This window comes from Amycolatopsis roodepoortensis, assembly GCF_014873915.1.
In the GTDB taxonomy this organism is placed as follows: domain Bacteria; phylum Actinomycetota; class Actinomycetes; order Mycobacteriales; family Pseudonocardiaceae; genus Amycolatopsis; species Amycolatopsis roodepoortensis.
Map to the genome: position 1 here is coordinate 782,611 of NZ_JADBEJ010000004.1, position 22,553 is coordinate 805,163.

Genomic DNA, 22,553 nt, shown 5'->3' on the forward strand with positions numbered 1-22,553 from the left:
GGGTGACAGAAGAGACGCTCGGCCTGCGCCCGCCCGCCAATCGGGTGAGCAGGCGCGCCATCGGCTACTGGACGGTGTGGGCCGCGGTCGGCTGGGTGATCCTCATCGCGGCGCAGACGGTGTTCGTCCTCACGAGCGACGACGCGCCGACGTGGCTCACGGTGACCTTGGCGATCTCCTGCGTGATCGCGCCGCTGCATCTGCTGGTCATGCCGCAGTGGCGCTACCGGATCCACCGCTGGGAGGTCACCGCCGAGGCCGTGTACACCCAGGAGGGCTGGCTCAGCCAGGACTGGCGGATCGCGCCGATCTCGCGGATCCAGACCGTCGACATCGAACGCGACCCGGTCGAGCAGCTGTTCCGGCTTGCGAAGATCACCGTCACGACGGCGTCGGCCGCGGGCCCGGTCAAGATCGCCGGTCTCGACCACACCGAAGCGCTGAAGCTCGCCGCGGAGCTCACGAAGACCACTCAGGCCACCCCCGGTGACGCGACGTGAGCACCGAGACACTCCCGGACGCCGGCGGCCAGTGGCACCGGCTCGACCGCCGCATGCTGCTGATCCGCCCCGTGCTCGACGTCGTGAAATCGCTGCCGGTGCTGATCGGGACGGTGATCCTCGGCCGGGGCAACGGCTGGGAGTGGTTCGGGCTCGGCGTCACCGCGCTGACCGTGTTCGTCGGCGTCTCGCACGTGCTCACTTCGCGGTACCGCATCGCCGACGGTCAGGTCGAATGGACCACGGGCCTGTTGCTGCGCAAGCATCGCGCGATCCCGCTGGACCGGGTGCGCACGGTCGACGTCACCTCGGAGCCCAAGCACCGCCTGTTCTCCCTCAGCGCCGTGCGCATCGGCACCGGACGGCATTCGCCCGCCCAGGGCGCGAACGGCGACCAGCTGGTGCTCGACGCCGTCAGCCGGACCGAGGCCGACCGGCTGCGCACGGTTCTCTTGCACCGCAAGGAGATCACCACCGAAGCCGAGGCCCCGCCGCCCGAGCAGGTCGTGGCGGAGGTCGACCGCAGGTGGGTGCGATACGCGCCGTTCACGCTGTCCGGGCTCGCCGTGGTGGGCGCGATCTTCGCCGCGGTCTGGCATTTCGCGCACCAGCTGGACATCGCCCCGGAGAACGTCGGCCCGCTGCGGGATCTGATGGACGATCTGGCGGACACGGCGGTGTGGCTGATCGTGGTCGTCGCGGCGGTCGCCCTGCTCGTGGTCGTCTCCCTGCTTTCCGTCGGCGGCTACGTGCTGTCGTTCTGGAACTTCAAGCTCACCCGGGAGACGGAAGGCACGCTGCACGTCCGGCGCGGCCTGATCACCACACGGTCGGTGTCCATCGAAGAAGAACGGCTTCGAGGCGTCGAGGTGAAGGATCCGCTGCCGCTGCGGATCGCGGGCGGGGCGCGGCTCACCGCGATCGTGGGCGGGCTGCGCGAGGGCAAAGGCGGGGACAAGGGCGGCGGGCTGCTCCTGCCGCCCGCGCCCGTCGGCCGGGTCCACGAGGTCGCGGCCGAAGTGCTGCGGGAGAACTTCGACCCGGCCACCGTCCCGCTGAACCGGCATCCCCGGCGGGCGCTGACCAGGCGGCTCACCCGCGCGGCCGGCGGTGTGCTGATCCTGGCGGCCGCCCTCTTCGGCCTGGCGTGGATCGATTTCCTGCCGTCGTGGATGTGGCAGGTCGCGCTCGGCCTGGTCCCGCTCGCCGCGCTGGTCGGCTGGGACCGCTACCGCAACCTCGGCCACGCGATCGTCGGGCGGTACCTGGTCAGCCGGTCGGGTTCACTGGCACGGACGACGGTGGCGATCCGGCGCGAGGGCCTCACTGGCGTCGTCGTCAGCCGCTCGTTCTTCCAGCGCCGCGCCGGATTGATCACCGTGACGGCCCCGATCGCGGCGGGCAAGGGCGGCTATCGGGTGGTCGACGTCGGCGAATCGGCCGGGCTGGCAATGGCGGAGCAGGCGGCGCCAGGTCTCCTCACGCCGTTCCTGCGCCGGGAGGTTCAGCGGTAGCCGGTGACGTCCGCGGGCAGGCCGGGATCCTGGACCTCGACGAGATAGCGCCAGCAATCGGGACGGCTGCCGTCGAGGTCGGTGAATCCGTATTCCTTCGCCAATTCGCCGCTGGACACCGATTTCCCGTTCCAGCGGGCGACTTCCGCGTCACCGGCCAGTGCCGCGACCGCCCTGCCGACGAACGCCGGGCTTTCAGAAATGGCGAAATGCGGCTGCACCTTCGTCGCGTCCCGCCAATTCTCTTCGGTCACCCGATAAGCGTCGAGCATCGCTTCGGAACGCAACCAGCCCGGCGTGACGGCGACCGCGGTACCGCCATGCGGTGCCAATTCGTGCCCGAGCGCGAACGCCATCCGGTTCACCGCGGTCTTGGCGAGATCGTAGAAGAACGAAACCCGGTAGTTCTCCGAGTTGTACGCGGCGGTGCCGTCGTTGACCTCGACGACCAGCGCGCCCGGATTCCTGATCATGAGCGGCAGCGCGAAATGGCTGGTGATGGCGTGGGTGTCGATCGCGAGCCGCAGCGTCCGCAGCCCGACGTCCAAAGTGGACTCCCAGACCGATTTGCCCCATTCGATGGGCGCCCCGTAGATGTCGTTGACCAGCACGTGCAACGCACCCTGTTCGGCGTCGATCCGTTCCACCAGTTCGCGGACCTCGTCCGCCGCCAAATGGTCCACGGCGATCGCGATCCCGCGCCCGCCCGCCTCGTCGACGAGCGCCGCCGTCTCCTCGATCGTCTCCGGGCGGTTCATTTCCGATCGCCGGGAACCGGTACTGCGACCGGTCACGTAAACGGTCGCGCCGGCCGCGCCCAGCTGGACCGCTATTCCCCGCCCTGCCCCGCGAGTGGCCCCGGCGACCAACGCGATCTTGCCGGCCAATGGCTTTCCCATGGGCCGAACCTAGCAAGAAGTCCGCTTGTTCGTTGACCAAAGACCCTGGTCCGCAATTCACACAATGTGCTAGTTTCTTGACTCTTCGTGATTCTCCGGCGAGAGGTCGAGATGACGCCTGCCGCACGATCCCTGAACCCCACCGCCCCGCCGAAACGCACCCCCGGCGCCAGCAGCTCGCGCAAAGTACTGCAGCTGCTGCTCTCCTTTTCCGAACGCCGCTGGGACGCGAGCGTCGCCGAACTCGCGGCGAGGATCGGCACCCCGGTCGCCACGACCTATCGCTATGTCGCGCTGCTGAAGGAACTCCAGCTCCTTGAGGAGGGCAGGACGGGGCGCTATCACGTGACGAGCCAAGTGATGCCGCTCGCGCGGGCCGCGCAACTGGCCAACAACCTCGCCAGGCTGGCCCGTCCGGCGATGGAGGAGGCGGCCCGCGATCTCGGCGAGACGGTGCTGCTGTTCCAGCATTTCGGTGAATCCGCGGTCTGCGCGGACCGGGTCGAATGCGAACGCGCGATGCGTTTCACCTTCCAGCCGGGGCATTCCGTCCCGCTCGGCACCGGCGCGTCGGGCAAGATGCTGCTCGCGATGCTGCCGGAGGGCGAACGCGAAAGGCGTCTTTCGTCGATCGTCCAGCGCCGCGGCCCGAGTGTGCGGGAAGAGGTCAAACGCGCCGGGGCGAACCGGTTCGCGGTCAGCTGGGGCGAGCTGGATGACGGCGTCTGGTCGTGTTCCGTGCCGATCCCGAGCACCGGGCACCGGCCCGCGGTGCTGACGCTGGCCGCCCCCGCCACCCGGATCGGTGACGACGCGAAGCGGGCCGCCATCGTCGCGCTCCAGTCGTACGCGAGCCGGATCCACCGCGCCGTTTCGTCGTTCGCCCTCTAATTCACGCGCCCCACGCGCCGCGGCGGGGTAGAACTCGAACCGTGATCCGACTCGCCACCCCCGACGACCTGCCCGCACTCCAGGACATCGAACGCGCCGCCGGCGAACCGTTCCGCGCGCTCGGCATGGCCGCGATCGCCGACGACGACCCGCCGTCGATCGCGGACCTCACGGCCTTCCAGCGCGCGGACCGGGCCTGGGTGTGGGACGCGGGCGACGGACCGGTGGCGTACCTGCTCGCCGAGATCGTCGACGACCACGGCCATGTCGAGCAGGTGTCCGTCCATCCGGATCACGCGCGCCGGGGCCTCGGGCGACGGCTGATCGAGCACGCCGCGGAGTGGGCTTCGCACGAAGGGCTCGCCGGGCTGACGCTGACGACGTACGCCGAAGTGCCGTGGAACGCGCCGTACTACGCCCGGCTCGGCTTCGTGACGCTCGACGAGCAGAGCCTCACAGACGGCCTGCGAGCCGTCCGGGACCATGAGATCGCCCGCGGCCTGGACGCGTGGCCGCGGGTGACCATGCGGAGATGACCCGCCCGGGGGGTCGGATTGGCGACGGGCATCGAACATGTGTTCTACTGTCGGCGCCGGCCCCGGAGGGGGAAGCTCCGCGGGCCGGCACCGGACTTCAGGGAGGCACGGATGGCCGTCAAGATCACCCATCTCACCAATGGGCAGCAGGTGCGCTTCGCCAACGCGGACGGCGCCCGGCGCTACGCCGAGATCATCGGCGGCGGGGTCGACAAATGGCGGTTCACCGTGGTCAGCGGGCACGACCGCCCGGAATTGTCGGGGCGGGTCGTTAATGTGCCGGTATGGCGTATGACTTCCAGGTGACGGTGGATTCCGCCCGTCCGCACGCCCTCGCGGACTGGTGGGCCGAGATGCTCGGGTGGCGGGTCGAGGAGAGCAACGAGGAGTTCATCCGCGAGATGATCGCCGAGGGCTACGCCGCCGAAGAAGCGACGACCACGCACAACGGTGTACTGGTGTGGAAGGACGGCGCGGCGATCGTCCATCCGGAGACCGGGCAGCGGTTCCTCTTCCAGCTGGTGCCCGAGGGGAAGACGGTCAAGAACCGGCTCCACCTCGACATCCGGATGGGGGCGGGCAGGATCGAGGCCGAGCTCGAGCGGCTGACCGCGCGCGGCGCGACATTCCTGCACCGCGGTAAGCAAGGGCCCGCCGAGTGGATCACGATCGCAGACCCGGAAGGCAACGAACTCTGCCTCTCCTGAGGCGGGCCTGCGAGGGCCCGCCACTGGGGGTGTCATGAAGGGACCTGGTCCCGTCGGCTGTGCCCTTCATGACCGAGCGCGCGGCCCTCGTGCGCGTCAAGCCTCGTGAGTGGTAAGGACGGTTAGAACCGTCCTTACCACTCACGAGGTCCATCACTTCCGGTGCTCCGGGTTCCGCCAGATCCGGCTGCGCAGGTCGGCACCGCGGATCACCTGGATCCGCCACGGCGTCAGGCGCAGCACATGCAGCCGCGGGTCGGACGGCGCCTGCCAGAAATTGCCGAGCGGGTAGCCGGCGCCGCGCGGGCTGGTCTTGCGGTACAGGTCCCAAACATGCTCCTTGACCGAAGGCTCGTTGTCCCAGACGGCCACCGCGTCGATCGCCACCGAGTTGTTCCCCGGTGCCCAGTAAGAGAAATTGGTATGCGGGTTGCCTTCGAGATGGGCCGCCTTCACCGGGGTCCGAAAGGTGGCCAGCCAGCCGAGCGGACGGCCGTCGACCTTTTCCCAAACCGGGATGAGCACCCGGGTTCGCGGGCGGTTCTGGGCGTCGACGGTCACCATCGTGGCGTAGTTGATGGCTCCGACGTAGCTGTTGAACTCGGCTTCCAGCTCACCGAAGTCCCGGGTCGTCGTGCTCATGCGGCGCTCCTGAAGGATTCGACGGCGCGCGACAGGCTGGCCGCGCCGTGTCCGGCCGCGATCTGCCGGTCGATCAGGTCCTTGATCGGGAGCAGCGTGTCCGGCGGGACGTCCAGCGCCCGGCTGGCGCGGATGATCGTGCTCAGCCCCGCCTGGTTCATCGCCAGGCTGGACTCGCCTCCGGTGTATCCGCCGCGGTCGATCTCCTCGGCGAAGGTGGTCAGCGCCGGGAAGGAATCCGCCAGCCAGGACAGCAGCATCGGCGTCAGCTCGGTGGCGCGCACGCCTGCCGCCGAGGCCATCGCCGTGGCGTGCAGGAAACCGCCGATCATGCCGTACATCCCGGCCAGGATGGCGACGTCGTAGCCCGACGCGAGACCGGCGTCGGCGCCGAGGAAAGTGCCTTTACCCAGCAGATCCAGCTTCGGCTGCCAGCGCCGGTGAACGTCCTCGGCACCGCTGTAGCTGATCGACGATCCGGCGGTGCCGATCGTCTGCGGCACCGCGTAGACGGCTCCGTGCAGGTACCGCGCGCCGTGCTCGGCCGCCCAAGTCGCCAGCTCACGTGCGTCCTCCGGTCCGCCGGAGGTGACGTTGACCAGCGCGCGCCCGGCGACGGCATCACCCGCCGTCGTCAAGACCTGCCGGGCGACGGTGGCGTCGAGCAGCGCGACGAGCACGAGGTCACTCGACGCGATCGCCTCCGCGGCCGTGGCCGCCGCCGTCGCGCCGGCGGCGACGAGCGCGTCCGCCTTGGCGGCGTCACGGTTCCAAACGGTCGTGGGAATCCCTTGGCGCAAAAAGGTTTCAGCCAGCGCGTGGCCCAGGTTGCCGAGGCCGATCACGGCGACTCGGTCAGGTGTCGTACTCATGTGACCAGCCTCGTGGCGCGCGCTTCCCGCTGCCAGTGACACTGATGACCGGAAGCACCAAATTCGTGCCATAGGCTGTCCCCATGAGCGCTGGTTCGGTCGCCCTGGTCGTCCCCGACGAGATCGGGATCGCCTTCTGGGACCTGTACGAGGTGAGCATCCCCGCCACCGTTTTCGGGATGCCCCAGCCCGATCTCGCCGATCCCTGGTACGACCTGCGGCTGTGCGGAACCGGCGACCGCTCCGAGGCGGCGGCCCCCGGGTTCGCGCTGCGCACCCCGTACCGGCTCGACGACATCGTCGGCGCCGACACGGTCATCGTGTCGTCGGTACCGGACGAGGTCCTCAGCGACGGCGCGCCGGTCTCCCCCGAGCTGATCAGCGCGTTGAGGCGCGCCCACGACGCGGGCGCGCGGATGGTCTCGCTGTGCTCCGGCGCCTTCGCGCTCGCCGAGGCCGGGCTGCTCGACGGCCGTCGGGCGACGTCGCACTGGATGCACACCGCGGCGCTGGCCGAGCGGTTCCCCGCGGTCGAAGTCGACGACTCCGTGCTCTACGTGGACGACGGCGACGTGCTCACCAGCGCCGGGATGACCGCCGGCCTCGACCTGTGCCTGCATCTGGTCCGGCGCGATCTCGGGGCGCACGTGGCCAACCAGCTGGCACGCCGGATGGTCGTGCCCGCGCACCGGCCGGGAGGACAGGCCCAGTTCATCGATCTTTCCGTTCCCGCCACCGACGATCAGGGGCTGGCACCGGTGCTCGACTGGGCGAGGGCCCATCTCGACCGGCCGTTGACGATCGAAGATCTCGCCCGGCGCGCCATGATGAGCCGCCGGACCTTCTACCGGCGCCTCCAGCAGGCGACCGGCACGACACCGCTCCAATGGCTGCTGACCCAGCGGCTTTCCCAGGCGCAGAGCCTGCTGGAATCGACCGACCTGCCGGTGGAGCGGATCGCGGAGCTCAGCGGTCTCGGCACCGCGAACAACCTGCGCCACCACTTCCTCAAACAGGTCGGCGTCTCGCCCGGCGCCTACCGGAACGCGTTCCCGCGGCAGCCACCGGTGGCCGCCGCCGCGGGATGACGACGTCTATGCGAGCTTGTCCAGCGCACGCGGCAACGCGGTCGCGAGCAGGTCGAGCTCGGCCTCGCCCGCGATCAACGGCGGCGAGACCGCGATCCCCTTGGCGAGGTTCCGCACGAGGACGCCTTCGTCCCGTGCCAGCCGCTGCAACCGGTTCGCCGCGCCGGGGTTCGCCTCGACGACTTCGGCCTTCAGCTCGACCGCGCCGAGGAAGCCGAGCCCGGCCCGGACGTCGGCCACCAACGGATGCGAAGCGAGTCCGGAAAGCGCGTCCGCCAGCGGTTTCTCCAGTTCCCGCCCGCGCGGGATCAGCCCGTCACGCTCGTAGATGTCGAGCGTCGCGTTCCCCGCGGCGCAGGCGACCGGATGCCCGGCGTAGGTCGCGCCGTGCCGCAGCACCGGCGCACCGGGCGAGCCGGTGAAGAACGGCTCGGCCACCCTCGGCGCGACGATCAGCGCGCCCAGCGGGATCGTGCCACCGGTGATGCCCTTCGCGGTCGTGATCATGTCCGGTTTCACCGCCCACCGGTCGATCCCGAACCAGGTGCCCAGCCGCCCGAACGCGGCGATCACGCAGTCCGCGACGAACAGCACGCCGTGCTTGCGGCAGATCCCGGCGACCGTCTCGATGTACCCGTCCGGGGGAAGGAGGACGCCGCCCGCGCCGATCACCGGTTCGCAGAAGAACGCCGCGACCCGCTCCGGCCCGACCCGCAGGATCTCGGCTTCGAGCGCTTCGGCGCTGTCGTAGGGGACGTGCGAGATGTCGCCCGGCAGCGGACCGAAGCCCGCCGCGTTGGCCGCGATGCCGCCGACGGCCGTGCCGAAGCCGTGCGTGCCGTGGTAACCCTGCACCCGGCCGATGACATGCACCTTCTCCGGGCGCCCGGTGTGCGCGAAATACGAACGGGCGATCTTGACCGCGGTGTCGATGACGTCGCCGCCGCCCGACCCGAAGAACACCTTCGAGCCCGGTTCGGGTGCCAGCGCGGAGACGCGCTCGGCGAGCTTCAGCGCGGGCTCGTTGGCGTTGTAGCCGAACAGGTTGTACGAGTCGAGCGTCCGCAGCTGGTCGGCGACGGCCTCCGCGATCTCCTCGCGCCCGTGCCCGAAGTTCGCGTACCAGAGCGACGCCGTCGCGTCGAAGTACCGCTTGCCCTCGTCGTCCCAGACGTAGGAACCCTCGCCGCGGGTGATGACGAGCCGGTCGCCGTCGACCGCTCCCATGTCCGCGAAGGGGTGCCACAGCGGATTGCGCGCGGACGCCGACGAAACCATGATCTTCCTCCTCGTGCTCGTGCCCCCATCCTCACCCGGATCCGGCCGGAACGCGAACACTCCATCGTGCACAGTTCGCGCCGCGGACTTGTCCGGTCTGTCAGCCCGGCCGGCGTTCGTAAGCCGCCAGAAGCTGCTTCTCCGCATCCCGCAGATACTTCTCCAGCGCCGTCTCAGCGGGCCCGAACCGCCCTCGCTCCAGATCCCGCAGGATCCGCTCGTGCCGCTCCAGGAACGGCTCGAAAAAGGCGCGCGTGTTCTCCGCCAGCACGAAGAAGAGCCGCGTCTCCGCCAGCACCTGGCGCATCGTCGTACTGACCCGCTCGCTGCCTGCCAGATCCCCCAACCCCTGGTGGAACGCGATACTCGCCGTCCCGACGGCCTGCCAGTCGCCTTCGTCGGCCGCGCCACGGCCCTCCCGGACCGCCGCCGCGACCGCCGAAAGGTCCACAGTGGACAGCTCGGCCGCGCGCCGCAGCGCACCGCATTCGGTGACCCGCCGCATCACGTAGAGATCCGAGATGTCCTGCGCGGTCAGTTCGCGAACGAACACGCCGCGGTTGAGTTCGTGCACCGCGAGCCGTTCGTGCGCCAGCAGCTGGAAGGATTCGCGCAGGGTGTTGCGTGAGACGCCCAGCGCGGCGCTGATCGACGGTTCCGAGAGCCTCGACCCGGGCGGGAACACGCCTTCGGTGATGCGCTGGCGCAGGATCTCGGCGACCCGTTCCGCGGTCCCGCTCCGTTCGAGCAGGGGTCTGTCGCGGGCCAGCGTCTCCTCGGCGGCGGATGTGGACATGGCGCTACCTGACACCGAGTTTGAAGTCGAGGCTGTACCGGTTGCCCGGCATGGCACCGGCGGCCTTGGCGCCGTCGATGGGAAGCGCGACCCCGTTCACGAAGCGCGACTCGTCGCTCGCCAGGAAGACGACGGCCTTCGCGACCTCCCACGCCTCGCCGACCCGCGCCGCCGGCGTGCTCGCGGTCAACTGGTGTTGCTTCGCTTCGAAGTCCTCCGGCGAAGCGAGGGTGCCGCGCAACATGTCCGTGTCGATCGCGCCCGGGTTGACCGTGTTCGCGCGGATCCCCTGGTGCGCGTGCGCGACCGCGATCGACTTCGTCAGGCCGACCAGCGCGTGCTTGGTGGCGTTGTACACCGGGTCGCCGGGGCGGCCCATCACCCCGCCGTTCGACGACGTCGTGACGATGCTGCCCGCCTTGTTCGCGATCATGTGCGGCAGCACCGCTCGCGTGCCGAGGAAGGCCGCGCGCACGTTCAGCGCGAAGATGTCGTCGAACTCCGCCAGTGTGGTGTCCACCAGCGGTTTCCCTAGGTGGATGCCGACGTTGTTGAACAGTACGTCGATCCGCCCGGTTTCGGCGACCACAGCGCGCACGAACTCGTCGACCTGGCCCTCGTCGGTGGCGTCCACAAGGGAGTGACGGGCACCTTCGACGGATTCCGCGGGTTCGCGGATGTCACTGGAGAACACGGTCGCACCCTCGGCGACGAACTCCTTCACGGTGGCGAGGCCGATACCCCTCGCGCCCCCGAAGACCACCGCGACCTTGCCTGCCAGCCGGCCCATGCTCATTTCCTCCCTCTCAGCGAAACCGCCGTGTAGTCCTCCGGAAGGCGCACCAGCGCCTCGGGATCCCCGTGATAGGTGACTTCGACGCCGTACAGTGCACGCGCCGCTTCCACCGAGACGTACCCGTCGACGACGTCGGCGAGCACGGCCTCCGGATCGCGCTCGCGGGGGTCGCCGTGCCCGCCGCCGCCCGGCAGGATCACGTTCACCACGTCGTCGGGTCGTAGGTTCACCCGGCTCTTCGACGGCAATGGGCCACGGGTCAGCTCGAACCGGCCCACCGCGCCGTCGTGTCCCGAGTCCACACCGGACGCGGGCCGACGCACCCGGTCGACGTTCCCGTTGACACTCCAGGAGATGTCACCGCGGGCGGCCATGGTGGTGCACTGACCGAGGCCGCCGCGCCACTTTCCGGCGCCGCCGGAATCCGTGCGCAGCACGCGTTCGCGTTGGATCAGCGGCGCCATCGTCTCGATGACCTCCGTCGGTGTGGACCGCAGCCCGCTCGGGAATCCGGTGGTGCTGAGACCATCCTTTGTGGATCGCGCGCCGATCCCGCCGGTCTGGAAGACGTTGAGCATGAACTCGCGGCCCTCGGCGTCGGCGCCACGCCAGATCGTCATCCACAATGCGTCCGCGCTGTGCGCCATGGCGTTACCCGGCAGGGCCGTGATCAGCAGCGAAGGCAGGAAGTGCCCGATCAGGTGCCGGGACGCGACCGGCGCGGGCGGCGTGCAGTTGAGCACCGAGCCCTCCGGCGCGGTGACGTGCACCGGCCGGAACGAGCCCGCGTTGTGCGGCACCTCCGGCGAGATCGCCGCCTTGATCGCGAACGACGCGTACGCCCGGGTGTAGTTCAGGACGACGTTGATCCCGCGGCGGCTCTGCGGCGACGATCCCGCGAAATCGAGGTGGATGTCCTCGCCGTCGAGGGTCACGGCGACCTTGAGGACGATCTCTTCGTCGTCGAATCCGTCGGTCGCCAGCTCGCTGGTGTAGGTGCCGTCCGGCAGTTTCGCCAGCGCGTCCCGCAGCGCCCGCTCGGAGCGGTTCATGATCTCCGCGGCGACGTCGTCCAGGGAATCGAGCCCGAATTCCTTCAGCAGCCGCACCAGGCCCGCCGCGCCGACCTCGTTGCCGGTGACCTGGGCGTACAGATCGCCGATGGTCTCCTCGGGAGTGCGGACGTTGGCGCGGATCAGCAGTTCGAGATCCGCGTTGACCTCGCCCGCGCGGAGGAATTTCATGATCGGCAGACGCAGTCCCTCTTCGAAGACCTCGTTGGCCTCGGCGGAGACCAGCCGCCCGCCGATGTCCGGGGCGTGGCAACAGGAGGCGAACCACGCGACCAGGCGTCCCCGCAGGAACACCGGCGTCGCGACGGTGATGTCGTTGATCTGCCCGGCCGTCTGCCACGGGTCGTTGGAGAGCAGGACGTCGCCGGGTTCCAGCGTCTCCGGCGGGTACGCGGCGACGAAATGCCGCATCCCGGTCGCCATCGCGTTGATGTGGCCCGGTGTCCCGCCGACGGACTGGCCGATCATCTCGCCGCGGGAGTCGAACACCGCGCAGGCGAGGTCGAGTGATTCCCGCACCACGGACGAGAAAGCCGTGTCCACGAGCGCGTTCTGCTGTTCGGCCAGGATGGAGTGCAGCCGGTTTCCCAGCACCCCCACCAGGATCGGGTCCACGCTCATACCGTCACCACCAGACTGGCGTCCTCACCGACAACACAGCGCGCACCCGGCGGAACGACCACAGTGGACTCACGTTCCTCCACGATGGCCGGCCCCTCGACGTGATCACCCGGCCTAAGGCAGTACCTGTCGAACACCGCCGTGTCGACAAATCCACCTTCGCCGGGGAAGTACGCGGGACGGCTCCCCTTGCGCGCGTCGCCCTCGGCCTCGGCGCCCGCGAGTTTCAGCGTGACCTCGGGCGCGGGACCACTGGAGACGACGCGCCAGTTCAGCACCTCGATCGCCACGTCCGGCCCGGTCCGCCGGTACAGCGTCCGATAGGTCTCGGTGAACGCGTCGATCAGCGACTCCGGCCAGTTCCCCCGTCCGACCGGCACGCGGATCTCGTAGCCCTGCCCGGAATACCGCATCTCGGCGATCCGGCGATGCGTCACGTCCGAACCGTCCACACCGGACTTCTCCAGGAGCTCCGCGCCCTCGGCCTCCATCTCGGCGAACCGCGCGTCGACCTGATCCCAGGAAAGGTCCAGTACCGCGGAACGTGCCGAACGCACGAAGTCGAAAGCCAGTGGCGCGGTGAGGAATCCCGCCGCGCTGAGCACTCCGGCGGCGGGCGGCGCGACCACCTCGGGCGCGCCGAGCGCCCGCGCCACCCCGACGCCGTGCACCGGACCGGCGCCACCGAAAGTGAACATCGGCAGCTTCGCCGGATCCTTGCCGCGCTCGACGGCGTGGACGCGCGCCGCGTTCGCCATGTCCTCGTTGACGCTGGTGTGGATGCCCCAGGCGGCCTCTTCGACGCTGACACCGAGCGGCCCGGCGATTTTCGAGCGGATGGCCTCGCGCGCGCTTTCGAGATCCAAGGTCATTCCGCCGCCGAGGAAATATCCCGGGTCCAGGTAACCGAGCACGAGGTCGGCGTCCGTCACGGTCGGCTCGGCACCGCCTCGTCCGTAACAGACCGGCCCGGGCTCGGACCCCGCCGAATCCGGGCCGACGGTGAGCAGGCCGAGCGCGTCGATCCGCGCGATCGAGCCGCCACCGACCCCGATCTCGATCATGTCCGTGACCGGAACCTTGACCGGCAGCCCGGAACCCGGCAGCAGCCGGTACTTCCGGTCCACTTCGAACTCGTGCGTCACCAGCGGCGCGCCATCGGAGATCAGGCACAGTTTCGCCGTCGTGCCACCCATGTCGAAGGCCAGCAGATCATCGACACCGGCCGCGGCACCGATCGCGGAAGCGGCCAGCGCCCCGCCCGCCGGGCCGGATTCGAGGATGCGGATCGGGTAGCGCGCGGCGGTGTCCACCGTCGCGATACCCCCGTTGGACAGCATGATGTGCGGCGACGGCCGCACCCCGGCCTCGTGCAGGCGCCTTTCCAGATCCCGCAGGTAGCGTTCGGTGAGGTCCTGGACGTAGACGTTCGCGACCGTGGTCGACATCCGTTCGAACTCGCGGATCTCGGGGACGACCTCGCTGGAGAGCGCGACCCGCAGACGGGGTGCGACCTCCCGCAGCACCTCGGCGGCCCGTCTTTCGTGCGCGGGATTCGTGAAGGCGTGCAGGAAACAGATCGCCACCGCGTCGATGCCCCTGGCGTCGAGCTCCCGGCCGAGCCGCGCGACGTACTCCTCGTCCAGTCCTTTGTGGACGGTACCGTCGGCGAGGATCCGCTCGGGGACGTCGAACCGCAGGTGCCGTGGCACCAGCGGCGTCGGTAGTTCGATGAGCAGGTCGTACAGTTCGTACCGGTGCTCGCGCCGCATCTCCAGCACGTCGCGGAAACCGGCGGTCGCGAGCAGCGCCGTGCGCGCCCCCTTGCGTTCGATCAGCGCGTTCGTGACCAGCGTGGTGCCGTGCACGAACCGCTCGACGTCGCCCGCGTCCAGCCCGGCGTCGGCGAGTGTCCTCTTGAGACCTTCCTCGACCGCGCGGGCGGGTTCGCCGTGCGTCGTCAGCACCTTGCCGACGGCCACGACCCCGGTCCCGTCGAGCACGCAGAGATCGGTGAAGGTGCCGCCGATGTCCACGCCGACGCGGAGCCCGGTCACGAGGATTCCTTGCGGTACCAGCGCGGCGAGGTGTTGAGCGGCGGCGCCATCTTCGCGCGCACGACCAGCACGTTGGGCTCGTCGGACTCGACGAATTCACCGAGCAGCCGCCGGAACGCGCGCCCGAACCCGGAGACCCGGTCCGCGTGCACCCCGAAAGACCTCGCCAGGCCGACGAAATCGGGACTGTCCCAGTCGACACCCCGGCGCGGCAGCCCCGCGCGATCCTGGTCGTAGCGGAGCATCCCGTAGCCGCCGTCGTCGACGACGATCACCGTGACCGGCAGCTGTTCCTGCGCCAGTGTGTGCAGATCACCGCAGCCGAACAGGAAACCGCCGTCACCGCTGACGCAGATCGCGCGGCCGGCGCCCGCGGCACTCGCGCCGAGCGCGGCGGGAAAGCCGTAACCGAGCGTGCCCCAGCCCATCGGGTACGCGAGCTTGCGCGGCGCGCGGACACGATGGAACCCGCCGATCCAATACCCGGCCACGCACATGTCCGCGACCACGACCGCGTCGGCCGGCAGCACCTCGTCCAAAGTGGACAGAAGGTCCGCGGCCTGCGGTTCCTCCTCCTTGATCCGCTGCCGGACCCGGGCGGAGACCTTGGCGAGCCTGCCGACGAGGGCCGCGATACCCGGCCGTTCCTCGACCTTCAGCGCCTCGACGAGCACCCTGGCGTCACCGACCAGTGTGATGTCCGGCTGGTAGTTCTTGGCCGCGTCGTCCGGGTCGACGTTGATCGCGATGAGCTTCTTCGGCTTCGGCATCAGCCAGTTCTGCGTCATCAGCCCGTCGAAGTCGGTGCCGATCGCGAGGACGACGTCGGCCTCGTCCCACAGGGCGCCGACCTCGGGCGCGTGCACCGGATTCGGGGCGAGGCAGGGATGGTCGACCGGCAGCAGCCCGCGGGCGCCGAACGTGGTGAGCACCGGCGCGGCCAGCCGTTCGGCGAGTTTCCCGATCGCCTCTCCGGCCTCGGCGCGCAGGGCGCCCCCGCCCGCCCAGATCAGGGGCCGGTCGGCGGCCGCGAGCAGGGTCTCGGCCTCGGTGAGATCCGGGATCTCGGCTGGCCGGGCGTGCGACCGCGGCGGACGGCGCGCGGGCGTCCGCTCGGACAGGAAGTCGGTCGGGATGCCGAGGTACACCGGCCCGCTCTGCGGCTGGAGCGCGAGCCGGGCCGCGCGATGGAGCGTGGCGGCGACCTGGTCGGCGCTGGTGACGGTGAACCCGGCCTTGGTGACCGGCGCGAACATCGCCTGCTGGTCCGACGTCTCGTGCAGCACGCCGCGGACCACGCCCGGCCGCCGGAGCGTGGACGGGATGTCGGTCGCGATGATCAGCACCGGCGCGGCCGACGCCATGGCCTCACCGACGGCGGCGAGCGTGTTCGCCGCGCCGGGTCCCGTGGTCACCAGGGCGACGCCGAGCTTGCCCGTCGCGCGGGCGTAACCGTCGGCCGCGTATCCCGCCGTCTGCTCGTGCCGGACCCCCACCAGCCGGATGTCCGTATCGGCCAGCGCCTCCCATAACGGCAGGTTGTGCACCCCGGGGAGACCGAAGACGACTTCGGTCCCCAGAGCGGTCAGCGCGTCGGCGAGATGCTGGGCTCCGGTGGGTGCAGGCACCCCGCCGATAGTGCCAGATCGTTCAACGATCCAGCAACCAACCGCTGCGCGTGAAGGCCCCCTTCCCTCGGCTGAGCCGAGGGAAGGGGGCCTTCACGCGCAGCTGGCCTCAGTACAACCCGGCCGAGTAGGCCGCGGGAGCGTAGTACGCCTCCAAGTCGGCCAGGCTGTCCTCCGGCCGCTCGAAGGTCTTGGAGATCACCGCCCGCGACGGCAGCGCGTCCGGCGTCCAGCTCTCCGGCGACCAGAGCTTCGACCGCATGAACGCCTTCTGGCAGTGGTGGAAGATCTCGTCGATGTCGACGACCAGCGCGAGCTTCGGCCGGTTGCCGTTCACGATCATGTCGTCGAAGAACGGCGCCTCCCGCACGAGCCGCGCGCGGCCGTTGATCCGCAGCGTGTCGCCGCGGCCGGGGATCAGGTAGATCAGCCCGACGTGCGGATTCGACAGCACGTTGCGGAACCCGTCGGCGCGCCGGTTGCCGGGACGCTCCGGGATGGCGATCCGCGTGTCGTCCAGGACCAGGGTGAACCCGGCCGGGTCGCCCTTCGGCGAGACGTCGCAGGTGCCGTCCGCCGCCGACGTCGCGATCAGCACGAACGGGGACTCCGCGAGCCACTGGCGGTCCATCTCGTGCAGCTTCGGGCGCGCCTTGTTCGCGGTCCGTTCCAGCGGCGGCGGCAGGATCTCGCGCAGCTCGGCCTCGGTGGTGACTTCGACGAACTCAGACAATGTTGTGCTCCCTCGTCACGGCCCGGTCGCCGGCGAACCGGCGGACGTCGAGCCCGCTGATGTCGATCTCCGGGACCCGCCCCAGGTAGAGGTCCCGCACGAGCTCACCCACCGCCGGGCCCATCTGGAACCCGTGTCCCGAGAAGCCGGTGGCGTAGAAGAACCGCGACAGGTGGACGCTTTCCCCCACGATCTGGTTGCGGTCGGGCGTGACCTCGTACAGCCCGGCCCAGCCGCCGCGGATCCCCGCGTCGAGCACCGCGGGCACCCGGCGCGCGGCGATCTCGGCGAGTTTCGGCAGCCACTCGCCCGGCTGATAGCGGGTGTCGAAGCCGGGGTCACCGTCACCGTCGCAGAAGGACATCGCCAGGCCGGCGCCCTCGCGGTGGAAGTAGAAGGCGGACGGCATCTCGATGGTCAGCGGCACTCGTCCGGGCAGGTCCGCGACCGGTCCGGTGAACACGACCTGCCGCCGGAACGGCCGCACCGGGAGGTCGACGCCCGCGAGCTCGCCGATCCGGCCCGACCACGCGCCCGCGGCGCAGACCACCGCGTCCGTCCGCACGAAACCGGCCGAGGTCCGGACACCGGTGATCTCGTCACCGTCGCGTTCGATCCCGACGACCTCGACGCCGGTCCTGAGCACCGCGCCGTGCGCGCGGGCCGCCCGCGCGTAGCCCTGGACCGCGGAGTCCGGAGTCGCCTTCGCGTCGTCCGGCGACCACAGCGCGGCGACCACACCCTCGGTGTCGATCAGCGGGGAGAGCCGCCGCGCTTCGGCGGGCTCGACGAGACGGCTGCGGACGCCGTAGGAGTTCTGCAGTTCGGCGCAGCGCTCGAATTCGGGCAGGTCCGCGGGGTCGGTGACCAGGTACAGGTAGCCGTCGCGGCGGAAGTCGATCTCGGTCCCGTACGTCTCGGCGAAGGAGGCGTACTCGGCGAGCCCGCGCAGGCCGATCTCGATGTTGACCCGGGTGGTGAACGACGACCGGATCCCGCCCGCCGCCTTCGCCGTCGAGCCCGCGCCCAGGATGTCGCGTTCGAGCAGGAGGACCGGGACGCCGGCGGCGGCGAGCCGGTACGCGCAGGCGACCCCGATGATGCCGCCGCCGATCACGACGACGCCGGTGCGTTCAGGCAGTGACTCCATCCGTGTCCCCGATCCGTTCGTCCTCGGGCGGCGGTCCCGGTGGCGTGCCGTCGCCGAACGGGCGCCCGCCCAGCTGCTCCCGGTGATGCGGCGTCGTCCAGCCGGACGGGTCCGGTCCCAAGGGGACGATCCGCGTCGGGTTCACCTGCTCGTGCACCGCGTGGTAGTGCCGCTTGATGTGGTCGAAGTCGACGGTGTCACCGAAACCGGGCGTTTGGAAGAGGTCGCGGGCGTAGGCCCAGAGCACGGGCATCTCGGTCAGCTTGTTCCGGTTGCATTTGAAGTGCCCGTGGTAGACGGCGTCGAAGCGGACGAGCGTGGTGAACAACCGGATGTCCGCTTCGGTGATCGTGTCACCGACGAGGTAGCGCTGCTTTTCGAGCCGGTCGGAAAGCGCGTCCAGCATGGCGAACAGCCGGGTGTAGGCGTCCTCGTACGCGGCCTGTTTGGTCGCGAAACCGGCTTGGTAGACGGCGGCGTTGACATCGGCGTAGACCCCCGCGTTGACGTCGTCGATCTCGCCGCGAAGTCGCTCTGGGTAAAGGTCGGGCGCGCCGGGCCGGTGGAGGCTGGTCCATTCGGTGGACAGATCCAGCGTGATCTGCGGATAGTCGTTACTCACCAGCCGTTTGCTCGGAATGTCCACAATGGCCGGAACGCTGATCCCGCCCATGTAGTGCGGATCGGCCGCGTGATAGGCCTCGGCGAGGTACTTGATCCCGAGCACCGGGTCCCGGTCACCGGGATCGAGGGTGAACCGCCAGCTCTTCTCGTCCTGGATCGGGTCGGCGACGGCCACGCTCAGCGCGGACTCGAGGCCGAGCAGCCGCCGGACGACCAGCCCACGGCTCGCCCAGGGACAGGCCCGGCTGACCACCAGCCGGTATCTCCCCGCCTCCACCGGCCAGCCGTCGCGGCCGTCGGCGGTGACACGCGCGTCGAAATGGTTGGCGGACCGACGGAACTCACCCGTCTGCGGATCGGTCGGGATCGTCATGTGAGCCACCCTAAAGCGTGAGAAGGTGGTTTCGGTGTGCGTAGACTCTGGCACCCGGCGTGTCCGCACGCCGCCGCGCGGAAGGTGGTCCGACGATGCCGTTCATGCCCGTGACCGACTCGATGTTCCTTCTCGTGGAGACGCGCGAACATCCGATGCACGTCGGCGGACTGCAACTGTTCAGGAAACCCGAGGGCGCCGGGGACGACTATCTGCGTGACGTCCGCAAGAGCCTGCTCGATTCCGACAACATGCGCTCGGTGTTCCGGCGCCGTCCCGCCCGGCCGGTCAACACCGCGGGCCACGTCGCGTGGGCGACCGACAACGATCTCGAACTCGACTACCACTTCCGGCATTCGGCGCTGCCCCAGCCCGGCCGGATCCGCGAGCTGCTGGAGCTGACCGGCCGCTGGCACAGCACCCTGCTCGACCGGCACCGCCCGCTGTGGGAGATCCACCTGGTCGAGGGCCTGCAGGACGGCCGGTTCGCGATCTACAGCAAGATCCACCACGCGCTGATGGACGGCGTTTCGGCGCTGCGGCATCTGCAGGGCACGCTGTCGGACGACCCGGCCGACCTCGACTGCCCGCCGCCGTGGGGGCGCCGCGCCAAACCGGACGGCGGCCGCAACGGCAAGGTGTCGCCCTCGGTGTTCCGCACCTTCGGCAAGACGGTCAACCAGCTCGCCGGTATCGCGCCCGCCGCGATGAAGGTGGCGCGGGAAGCGTTCCAGGAGCACACGCTCACGCTGCCGGCGCAGGCGCCGAAGACGATGCTGAACGTGCCCATCGGCGGGGCGCGCCGGTTCGCCGCGCAGTCGTGGTCGCTGGACCGGGTGCGCAAGGTGGCGACCGCGGCCGGGGTGTCGCGCAACGACGTCGTCCTCGCGATGTGCTCGGGCGCGCTGCGCGACTACCTGATGGAACAGAACGCGCTCCCCGACGTGCCGCTGACCGCGATGGTCCCGGTTTCCTTGCGGCGTAAGGACAGCGGGGACGCGGCGGGGAACAACATCGGCGCACTGCTGTGCAACCTGGCCACCCATCTGACCGATCCGGCCGCCCGGCTGGCGACGATCAACGCGTCCATGCGGAACGGGAAGAAGCTCTTCTCGGAGCTGACCCCGCTGCAAACGCTGCTGCTGTCGGGGATCAACGTCGCGCAGCTCGGCATCTCACCGATCCCCGGCTTCGTGAACAACACGAAACCGCCGTTCAACCTGGTGATCTCCAACGTTCCGGGGCCGCGCAAGCAGATGTACTGGAACGGCGCCGCGCTCGACGGCATCTATCCGGCGTCGGTACTGCTGGACGGGCAGGCCCTGAACATCACGCTGACCAGCAACGGCGACAACCTGGACTTCGGGATCACCGGCTGCCGCCGGAGCGTGCCGCATCTGCAGCGCATCCTGACCCACCTGGACACCGCGCTCGCCGAACTCGAACACTCGGTGTCCATTGGGCGCAGCTGACGAAAACGTTCCGCGGGGCGCCTGGCCACAAGAACCTCACGTTCTCGTACATGGCGCCCCGCAAAACGTTTTCGTGGGCCTCCGGCCCGAAAGAGGCTGCGCCGGTGAAGTCTCCGCCGGGCGCGGAGCGCCCTTGGGGAGACCCTTGAGAGTTAGCTGCCGTCGGAGACGTAGAGGGCGCCCGGGGTGATCGTGTACAGCTGGCCGTCCGGGCCGGCGGTCGCGTCACGCGTGCGGCCGAGGTTGGTCCAAAGCTTGCCGCCGTTGCCGTTCAGGTCGAGCTTGTACGTGCCGCCCTTCAGGGACGCCATGTACAGCGAACCCTTGTAGGCCGCGAGCCCGCTCGGCGTCGCCGAGGACGTCGGCCAGGACTTGACCGGGTTGGTCATCCCGGCCGTGTTGCACGGACCCTCGCAGGTCGGCCAGCCGTAGTTCTTGCCGGGCTCGATCTTGTTCAGCTCGTCGAGCTTGTTCGAGCCGATGTCGGAGATGTACAGCTGGCCGTTCGCCCAGGTCAGGCCCTGGACGTTGCGATGGCCGTAGGAGTAGACGCGGCTGTTGAACGGGTTGCCGGGCGCGGCCGCGCCGTCGGTGGTGACCCGCAGGACCTTGCCGCCGAGGGAGTTCTTGTTCTGCGCGTTGGCGCCGTTCTGGCCGTCGCCGGTACCCGCGTAAAGGTAGCCGTCCGGGCCGAACCGGATCCGCCCGCCGTGGTGGTACTGCGAACCACGCGGGATGCCGGTGACGATCGGCGTCGGTGTCTGGCCCAGCTTCAGCTTGGCGATCCGGTTGTCGGAGCTGGTCGTGTAGTAGATGAAGACCGTCTGGTCGGTGGCGTAGTTCGGCGAGACGGCGATACCGAGCAGGCCGGCCTCCGCGGTGACGCTCACCCCGGGGATGGTCTGGACCGTGGTGACCTTGCCCGCCTTGTCGATCTTGCTGATCGTCCTGGCGTCCTTCTGCGTGAAGACGCCGGTGCCGTCGGGCAGGAAGTCGATCGACCAGGCCTGGTTGAGGCCGCTCGCGAGCTGTCTGATCGCCTGGGTCGACGGCGGCGCTTCGGCGGCCGCCGGAACGGCCGCGATCGACACGGCCGTCGCCGCGGCGAACGTGGCGGCGAGAGTACGACGTAAGGACATGGGACGCCTCCTTCAGCTACACCCCTGGAGCTCGGATGGCGGCGGTGGGCGGGTGGTCGGGGTGCACCCGTCGAGTTGGATAGAAACACACAACGGAACGAAACGGACACCACTGGACGGGCTATCGGACCCACCGGCCGTTAACCGTTGTGTGCGCCGAGCGTGACGACCCGCCCCGTTCGCTCGGCCATAGGTAGGAAACTTTACAAAACACCGCCGGAAGTCGGTCCTTACGTCTGGCCAGAATCGGCGAGGCGCTTCTAGGGTGACGGTGGCTCGTCCCTGTTCGATCCCATGTGGACGTTAGGAGCGGAAATGATCGAGGAATGGACCACCCCGGACTTCGTCGAATACGAAACCCCCATGGAGGTCACCGCTTACGCGGCCCGCATGGAGGACTGAATCCGCATCCGGTGGTGGGGGCCGTCCCCCACCACCGCCGCCGTCCCGATCAGCGAACACCCGGAGGCTGCACGGTGTCCCTCATGTCGTCGTCGGAGTTCATCGCGGCGTTGCGCGGGCTTTCGGACCGCTATTGGGGCACCCACCCGTTCCACGTGCGGATGCACGAAGGCGACCTGTCGGCGCGCGAGCTGAAGATCTGGGCGGCGAACCGCTGGTACTACCAATGCGTTCTCCCGCAGAAGGACGCCGCGATCATCAGCAACTGCCCGTTGCCGGAGATCCGCCGGGAATGGCTCGACCGCATCGTCTACCACGACGGGACGAAGGCCGGTGACGGCGGAATCGAGCGATGGCTCCGGTTGTGCACCGCGGTCGGACTCGACCGCGAAGAGGTTCTCGATCAGCGGCACGTCGCTCCCGGTGTGCGGTTCGCCGTCGACGCCTACGTGAATTTCGCCCGCACGAAACCTTGGCTGGAAGCGGTCGCCTCGGGGCTGACCGAAATGTTCGCCGGCCATCTCATGCAGCGGCGGGTCGCCGACATGCTGGCGAACTATTCGTGGATCGCGCCCGACGACCTCGCCTATTTCACCAATCGCATCAACAAGGTCTCCGGCGAGGGCAAGGGCACGCTCGACATCGTCGTGCGGCACGCCGTCACCCGCGAGCAGCAGGACAAGGCGATCGCCGCGCTGTCGTTCAAGACCGACGTGCTCTGGTCGATGCTCGACGCCATCGAGCGCGCGGCCAAGGAGTAGC

At 69.5% G+C, this 22,553-nt stretch carries 23 protein-coding genes; 10 read left to right on the top strand and 13 right to left on the bottom strand.

The features are described 5' to 3' along the window. Positions 1–2 precede the first annotated feature (2 nt). Positions 3–500, top strand: a complete 498-nt coding sequence (locus tag H4W30_RS14375) for a PH domain-containing protein (RefSeq protein ID WP_192743290.1) — start codon at positions 3–5, stop codon at positions 498–500. A 53-nt stretch (positions 501–553) separates the two neighbouring features. Further along, positions 554–2,014: a PH domain-containing protein gene (locus tag H4W30_RS14380; RefSeq protein WP_225949548.1), complete on the top strand. Its 1,461-nt coding sequence runs from the start codon at positions 554–556 to the stop codon at positions 2,012–2,014. Here H4W30_RS14380 and H4W30_RS14385 read toward each other — a convergent pair. Then, entirely contained in the window at positions 2,005–2,913 is a 909-nt protein-coding gene (locus tag H4W30_RS14385; RefSeq protein ID WP_192743292.1) for an SDR family oxidoreductase, read from the bottom strand. The two genes, H4W30_RS14380 and H4W30_RS14385, sit on opposite strands and share 10 nt — an antisense overlap. 111 nt (positions 2,914–3,024) lie before the next feature. Between H4W30_RS14385 and H4W30_RS14390 the strand changes: the two genes are divergently transcribed. The 4 genes from H4W30_RS14390 to H4W30_RS14405 all read left to right on the top strand — a co-directional run bounded on the left by H4W30_RS14390 (position 3,025) and on the right by H4W30_RS14405 (position 5,047). Then, positions 3,025–3,804: an IclR family transcriptional regulator gene (locus tag H4W30_RS14390; RefSeq protein WP_192744102.1), complete on the top strand. Its 780-nt coding sequence runs from the start codon at positions 3,025–3,027 to the stop codon at positions 3,802–3,804. A gap of 41 nt (positions 3,805–3,845) precedes the next feature. Next, positions 3,846–4,340 (top strand): GNAT family N-acetyltransferase, encoded by a 495-nt coding sequence (locus tag H4W30_RS14395; protein ID WP_192743293.1) that lies wholly within the window; start codon positions 3,846–3,848, stop codon positions 4,338–4,340. Positions 4,341–4,451: 111 nt separating this feature from the next. Continuing rightward, on the top strand, positions 4,452–4,646 hold the full coding sequence (locus H4W30_RS14400) for a hypothetical protein (RefSeq protein ID WP_020631236.1): 195 nt from the start codon (positions 4,452–4,454) through the stop codon (positions 4,644–4,646). Further along, positions 4,625–5,047 (top strand): VOC family protein, encoded by a 423-nt coding sequence (locus H4W30_RS14405; RefSeq protein WP_192743294.1) that lies wholly within the window; start codon positions 4,625–4,627, stop codon positions 5,045–5,047. Before H4W30_RS14400 ends, H4W30_RS14405 begins: the two co-directional genes overlap by 22 nt. Before the next feature lie 153 nt (positions 5,048–5,200). Here the strand turns inward: H4W30_RS14405 and H4W30_RS14410 are convergent, their stop codons facing one another. Together H4W30_RS14410 and H4W30_RS14415 are read right to left on the bottom strand one after the other, a co-directional pair. Continuing rightward, a complete protein-coding gene (locus H4W30_RS14410) occupies positions 5,201–5,689 on the bottom strand; it encodes a pyridoxamine 5'-phosphate oxidase family protein (RefSeq protein WP_192743295.1) in 489 nt (162 codons plus the stop codon). Then, the gene (locus tag H4W30_RS14415; RefSeq protein ID WP_192743296.1) at positions 5,686–6,561 is read right to left on the bottom strand and encodes an NAD(P)-dependent oxidoreductase; all 876 of its coding nucleotides are present in this window, start codon (positions 6,559–6,561) and stop codon (positions 5,686–5,688) included. Before H4W30_RS14415 ends, H4W30_RS14410 begins: the two co-directional genes overlap by 4 nt. 83 nt (positions 6,562–6,644) lie before the next feature. On the opposite strand from H4W30_RS14415, the gene H4W30_RS14420 reads away from it, so the two are divergent. Continuing rightward, entirely contained in the window at positions 6,645–7,649 is a 1,005-nt protein-coding gene (locus H4W30_RS14420) for a GlxA family transcriptional regulator (RefSeq protein WP_192743297.1), read from the top strand. Positions 7,650–7,655: 6 nt separating this feature from the next. Here H4W30_RS14420 and H4W30_RS14425 read toward each other — a convergent pair whose 3' ends face one another. The 9 genes from H4W30_RS14425 to H4W30_RS14465 all read right to left on the bottom strand — a co-directional run bounded on the left by H4W30_RS14425 (position 7,656) and on the right by H4W30_RS14465 (position 18,778). Next, entirely contained in the window at positions 7,656–8,927 is a 1,272-nt protein-coding gene (locus H4W30_RS14425; protein WP_192743298.1) for an aminotransferase family protein, read from the bottom strand. A gap of 100 nt (positions 8,928–9,027) precedes the next feature. Further along, positions 9,028–9,723 carry a GntR family transcriptional regulator gene (locus H4W30_RS14430; RefSeq protein WP_192743299.1) on the bottom strand — a complete coding sequence of 232 codons (696 nt, stop codon included), beginning with the start codon at positions 9,721–9,723 and terminating at the stop codon, positions 9,028–9,030. A gap of 4 nt (positions 9,724–9,727) precedes the next feature. Beyond that, entirely contained in the window at positions 9,728–10,513 is a 786-nt protein-coding gene (locus tag H4W30_RS14435; RefSeq protein WP_192743300.1) for an SDR family NAD(P)-dependent oxidoreductase, read from the bottom strand. A 2-nt stretch (positions 10,514–10,515) separates the two neighbouring features. Then, entirely contained in the window at positions 10,516–12,213 is a 1,698-nt protein-coding gene (locus tag H4W30_RS14440; protein ID WP_192743301.1) for a hydantoinase B/oxoprolinase family protein, read from the bottom strand. Continuing rightward, the gene (locus H4W30_RS14445; RefSeq protein WP_192743302.1) at positions 12,210–14,270 is read right to left on the bottom strand and encodes a hydantoinase/oxoprolinase family protein; all 2,061 of its coding nucleotides are present in this window, start codon (positions 14,268–14,270) and stop codon (positions 12,210–12,212) included. Before H4W30_RS14445 ends, H4W30_RS14440 begins: the two co-directional genes overlap by 4 nt. Continuing rightward, entirely contained in the window at positions 14,267–15,898 is a 1,632-nt protein-coding gene (locus tag H4W30_RS14450; RefSeq protein ID WP_192743303.1) for a thiamine pyrophosphate-binding protein, read from the bottom strand. Before H4W30_RS14450 ends, H4W30_RS14445 begins: the two co-directional genes overlap by 4 nt. Before the next feature lie 109 nt (positions 15,899–16,007). Next, the gene (locus tag H4W30_RS14455; protein ID WP_192743304.1) at positions 16,008–16,631 is read right to left on the bottom strand and encodes an MSMEG_1061 family FMN-dependent PPOX-type flavoprotein; all 624 of its coding nucleotides are present in this window, start codon (positions 16,629–16,631) and stop codon (positions 16,008–16,010) included. After that, a complete protein-coding gene (locus H4W30_RS14460; RefSeq protein WP_192743305.1) occupies positions 16,624–17,781 on the bottom strand; it encodes an NAD(P)/FAD-dependent oxidoreductase in 1,158 nt (385 codons plus the stop codon). Before H4W30_RS14460 ends, H4W30_RS14455 begins: the two co-directional genes overlap by 8 nt. Next, complete coding sequence (locus H4W30_RS14465; RefSeq protein ID WP_192743306.1) at positions 17,765–18,778, bottom strand: glutathione S-transferase family protein; 1,014 nt, start codon at positions 18,776–18,778, stop codon at positions 17,765–17,767. Before H4W30_RS14465 ends, H4W30_RS14460 begins: the two co-directional genes overlap by 17 nt. Before the next feature lie 95 nt (positions 18,779–18,873). Between H4W30_RS14465 and H4W30_RS14470 the strand changes: the two genes are divergently transcribed. Further along, the gene (locus H4W30_RS14470; protein ID WP_192743307.1) at positions 18,874–20,250 is read left to right on the top strand and encodes a WS/DGAT/MGAT family O-acyltransferase; all 1,377 of its coding nucleotides are present in this window, start codon (positions 18,874–18,876) and stop codon (positions 20,248–20,250) included. 152 nt (positions 20,251–20,402) lie between these two features. Here H4W30_RS14470 and H4W30_RS14475 read toward each other — a convergent pair whose 3' ends face one another. Beyond that, positions 20,403–21,389 carry a PQQ-dependent sugar dehydrogenase gene (locus tag H4W30_RS14475; protein ID WP_192743308.1) on the bottom strand — a complete coding sequence of 329 codons (987 nt, stop codon included), beginning with the start codon at positions 21,387–21,389 and terminating at the stop codon, positions 20,403–20,405. A 294-nt stretch (positions 21,390–21,683) separates the two neighbouring features. On the opposite strand from H4W30_RS14475, the gene pqqA reads away from it, so the two are divergent. Then, a complete protein-coding gene (gene pqqA / locus H4W30_RS14480; RefSeq protein ID WP_126735666.1) occupies positions 21,684–21,791 on the top strand; it encodes a pyrroloquinoline quinone precursor peptide PqqA in 108 nt (35 codons plus the stop codon). Between the two features lie 83 nt (positions 21,792–21,874). Beyond that, positions 21,875–22,552 carry a pyrroloquinoline-quinone synthase PqqC gene (gene pqqC, locus H4W30_RS14485; RefSeq protein ID WP_192743309.1) on the top strand — a complete coding sequence of 226 codons (678 nt, stop codon included), beginning with the start codon at positions 21,875–21,877 and terminating at the stop codon, positions 22,550–22,552. The last annotated feature ends 1 nt before the right edge of the window (position 22,553 follow it).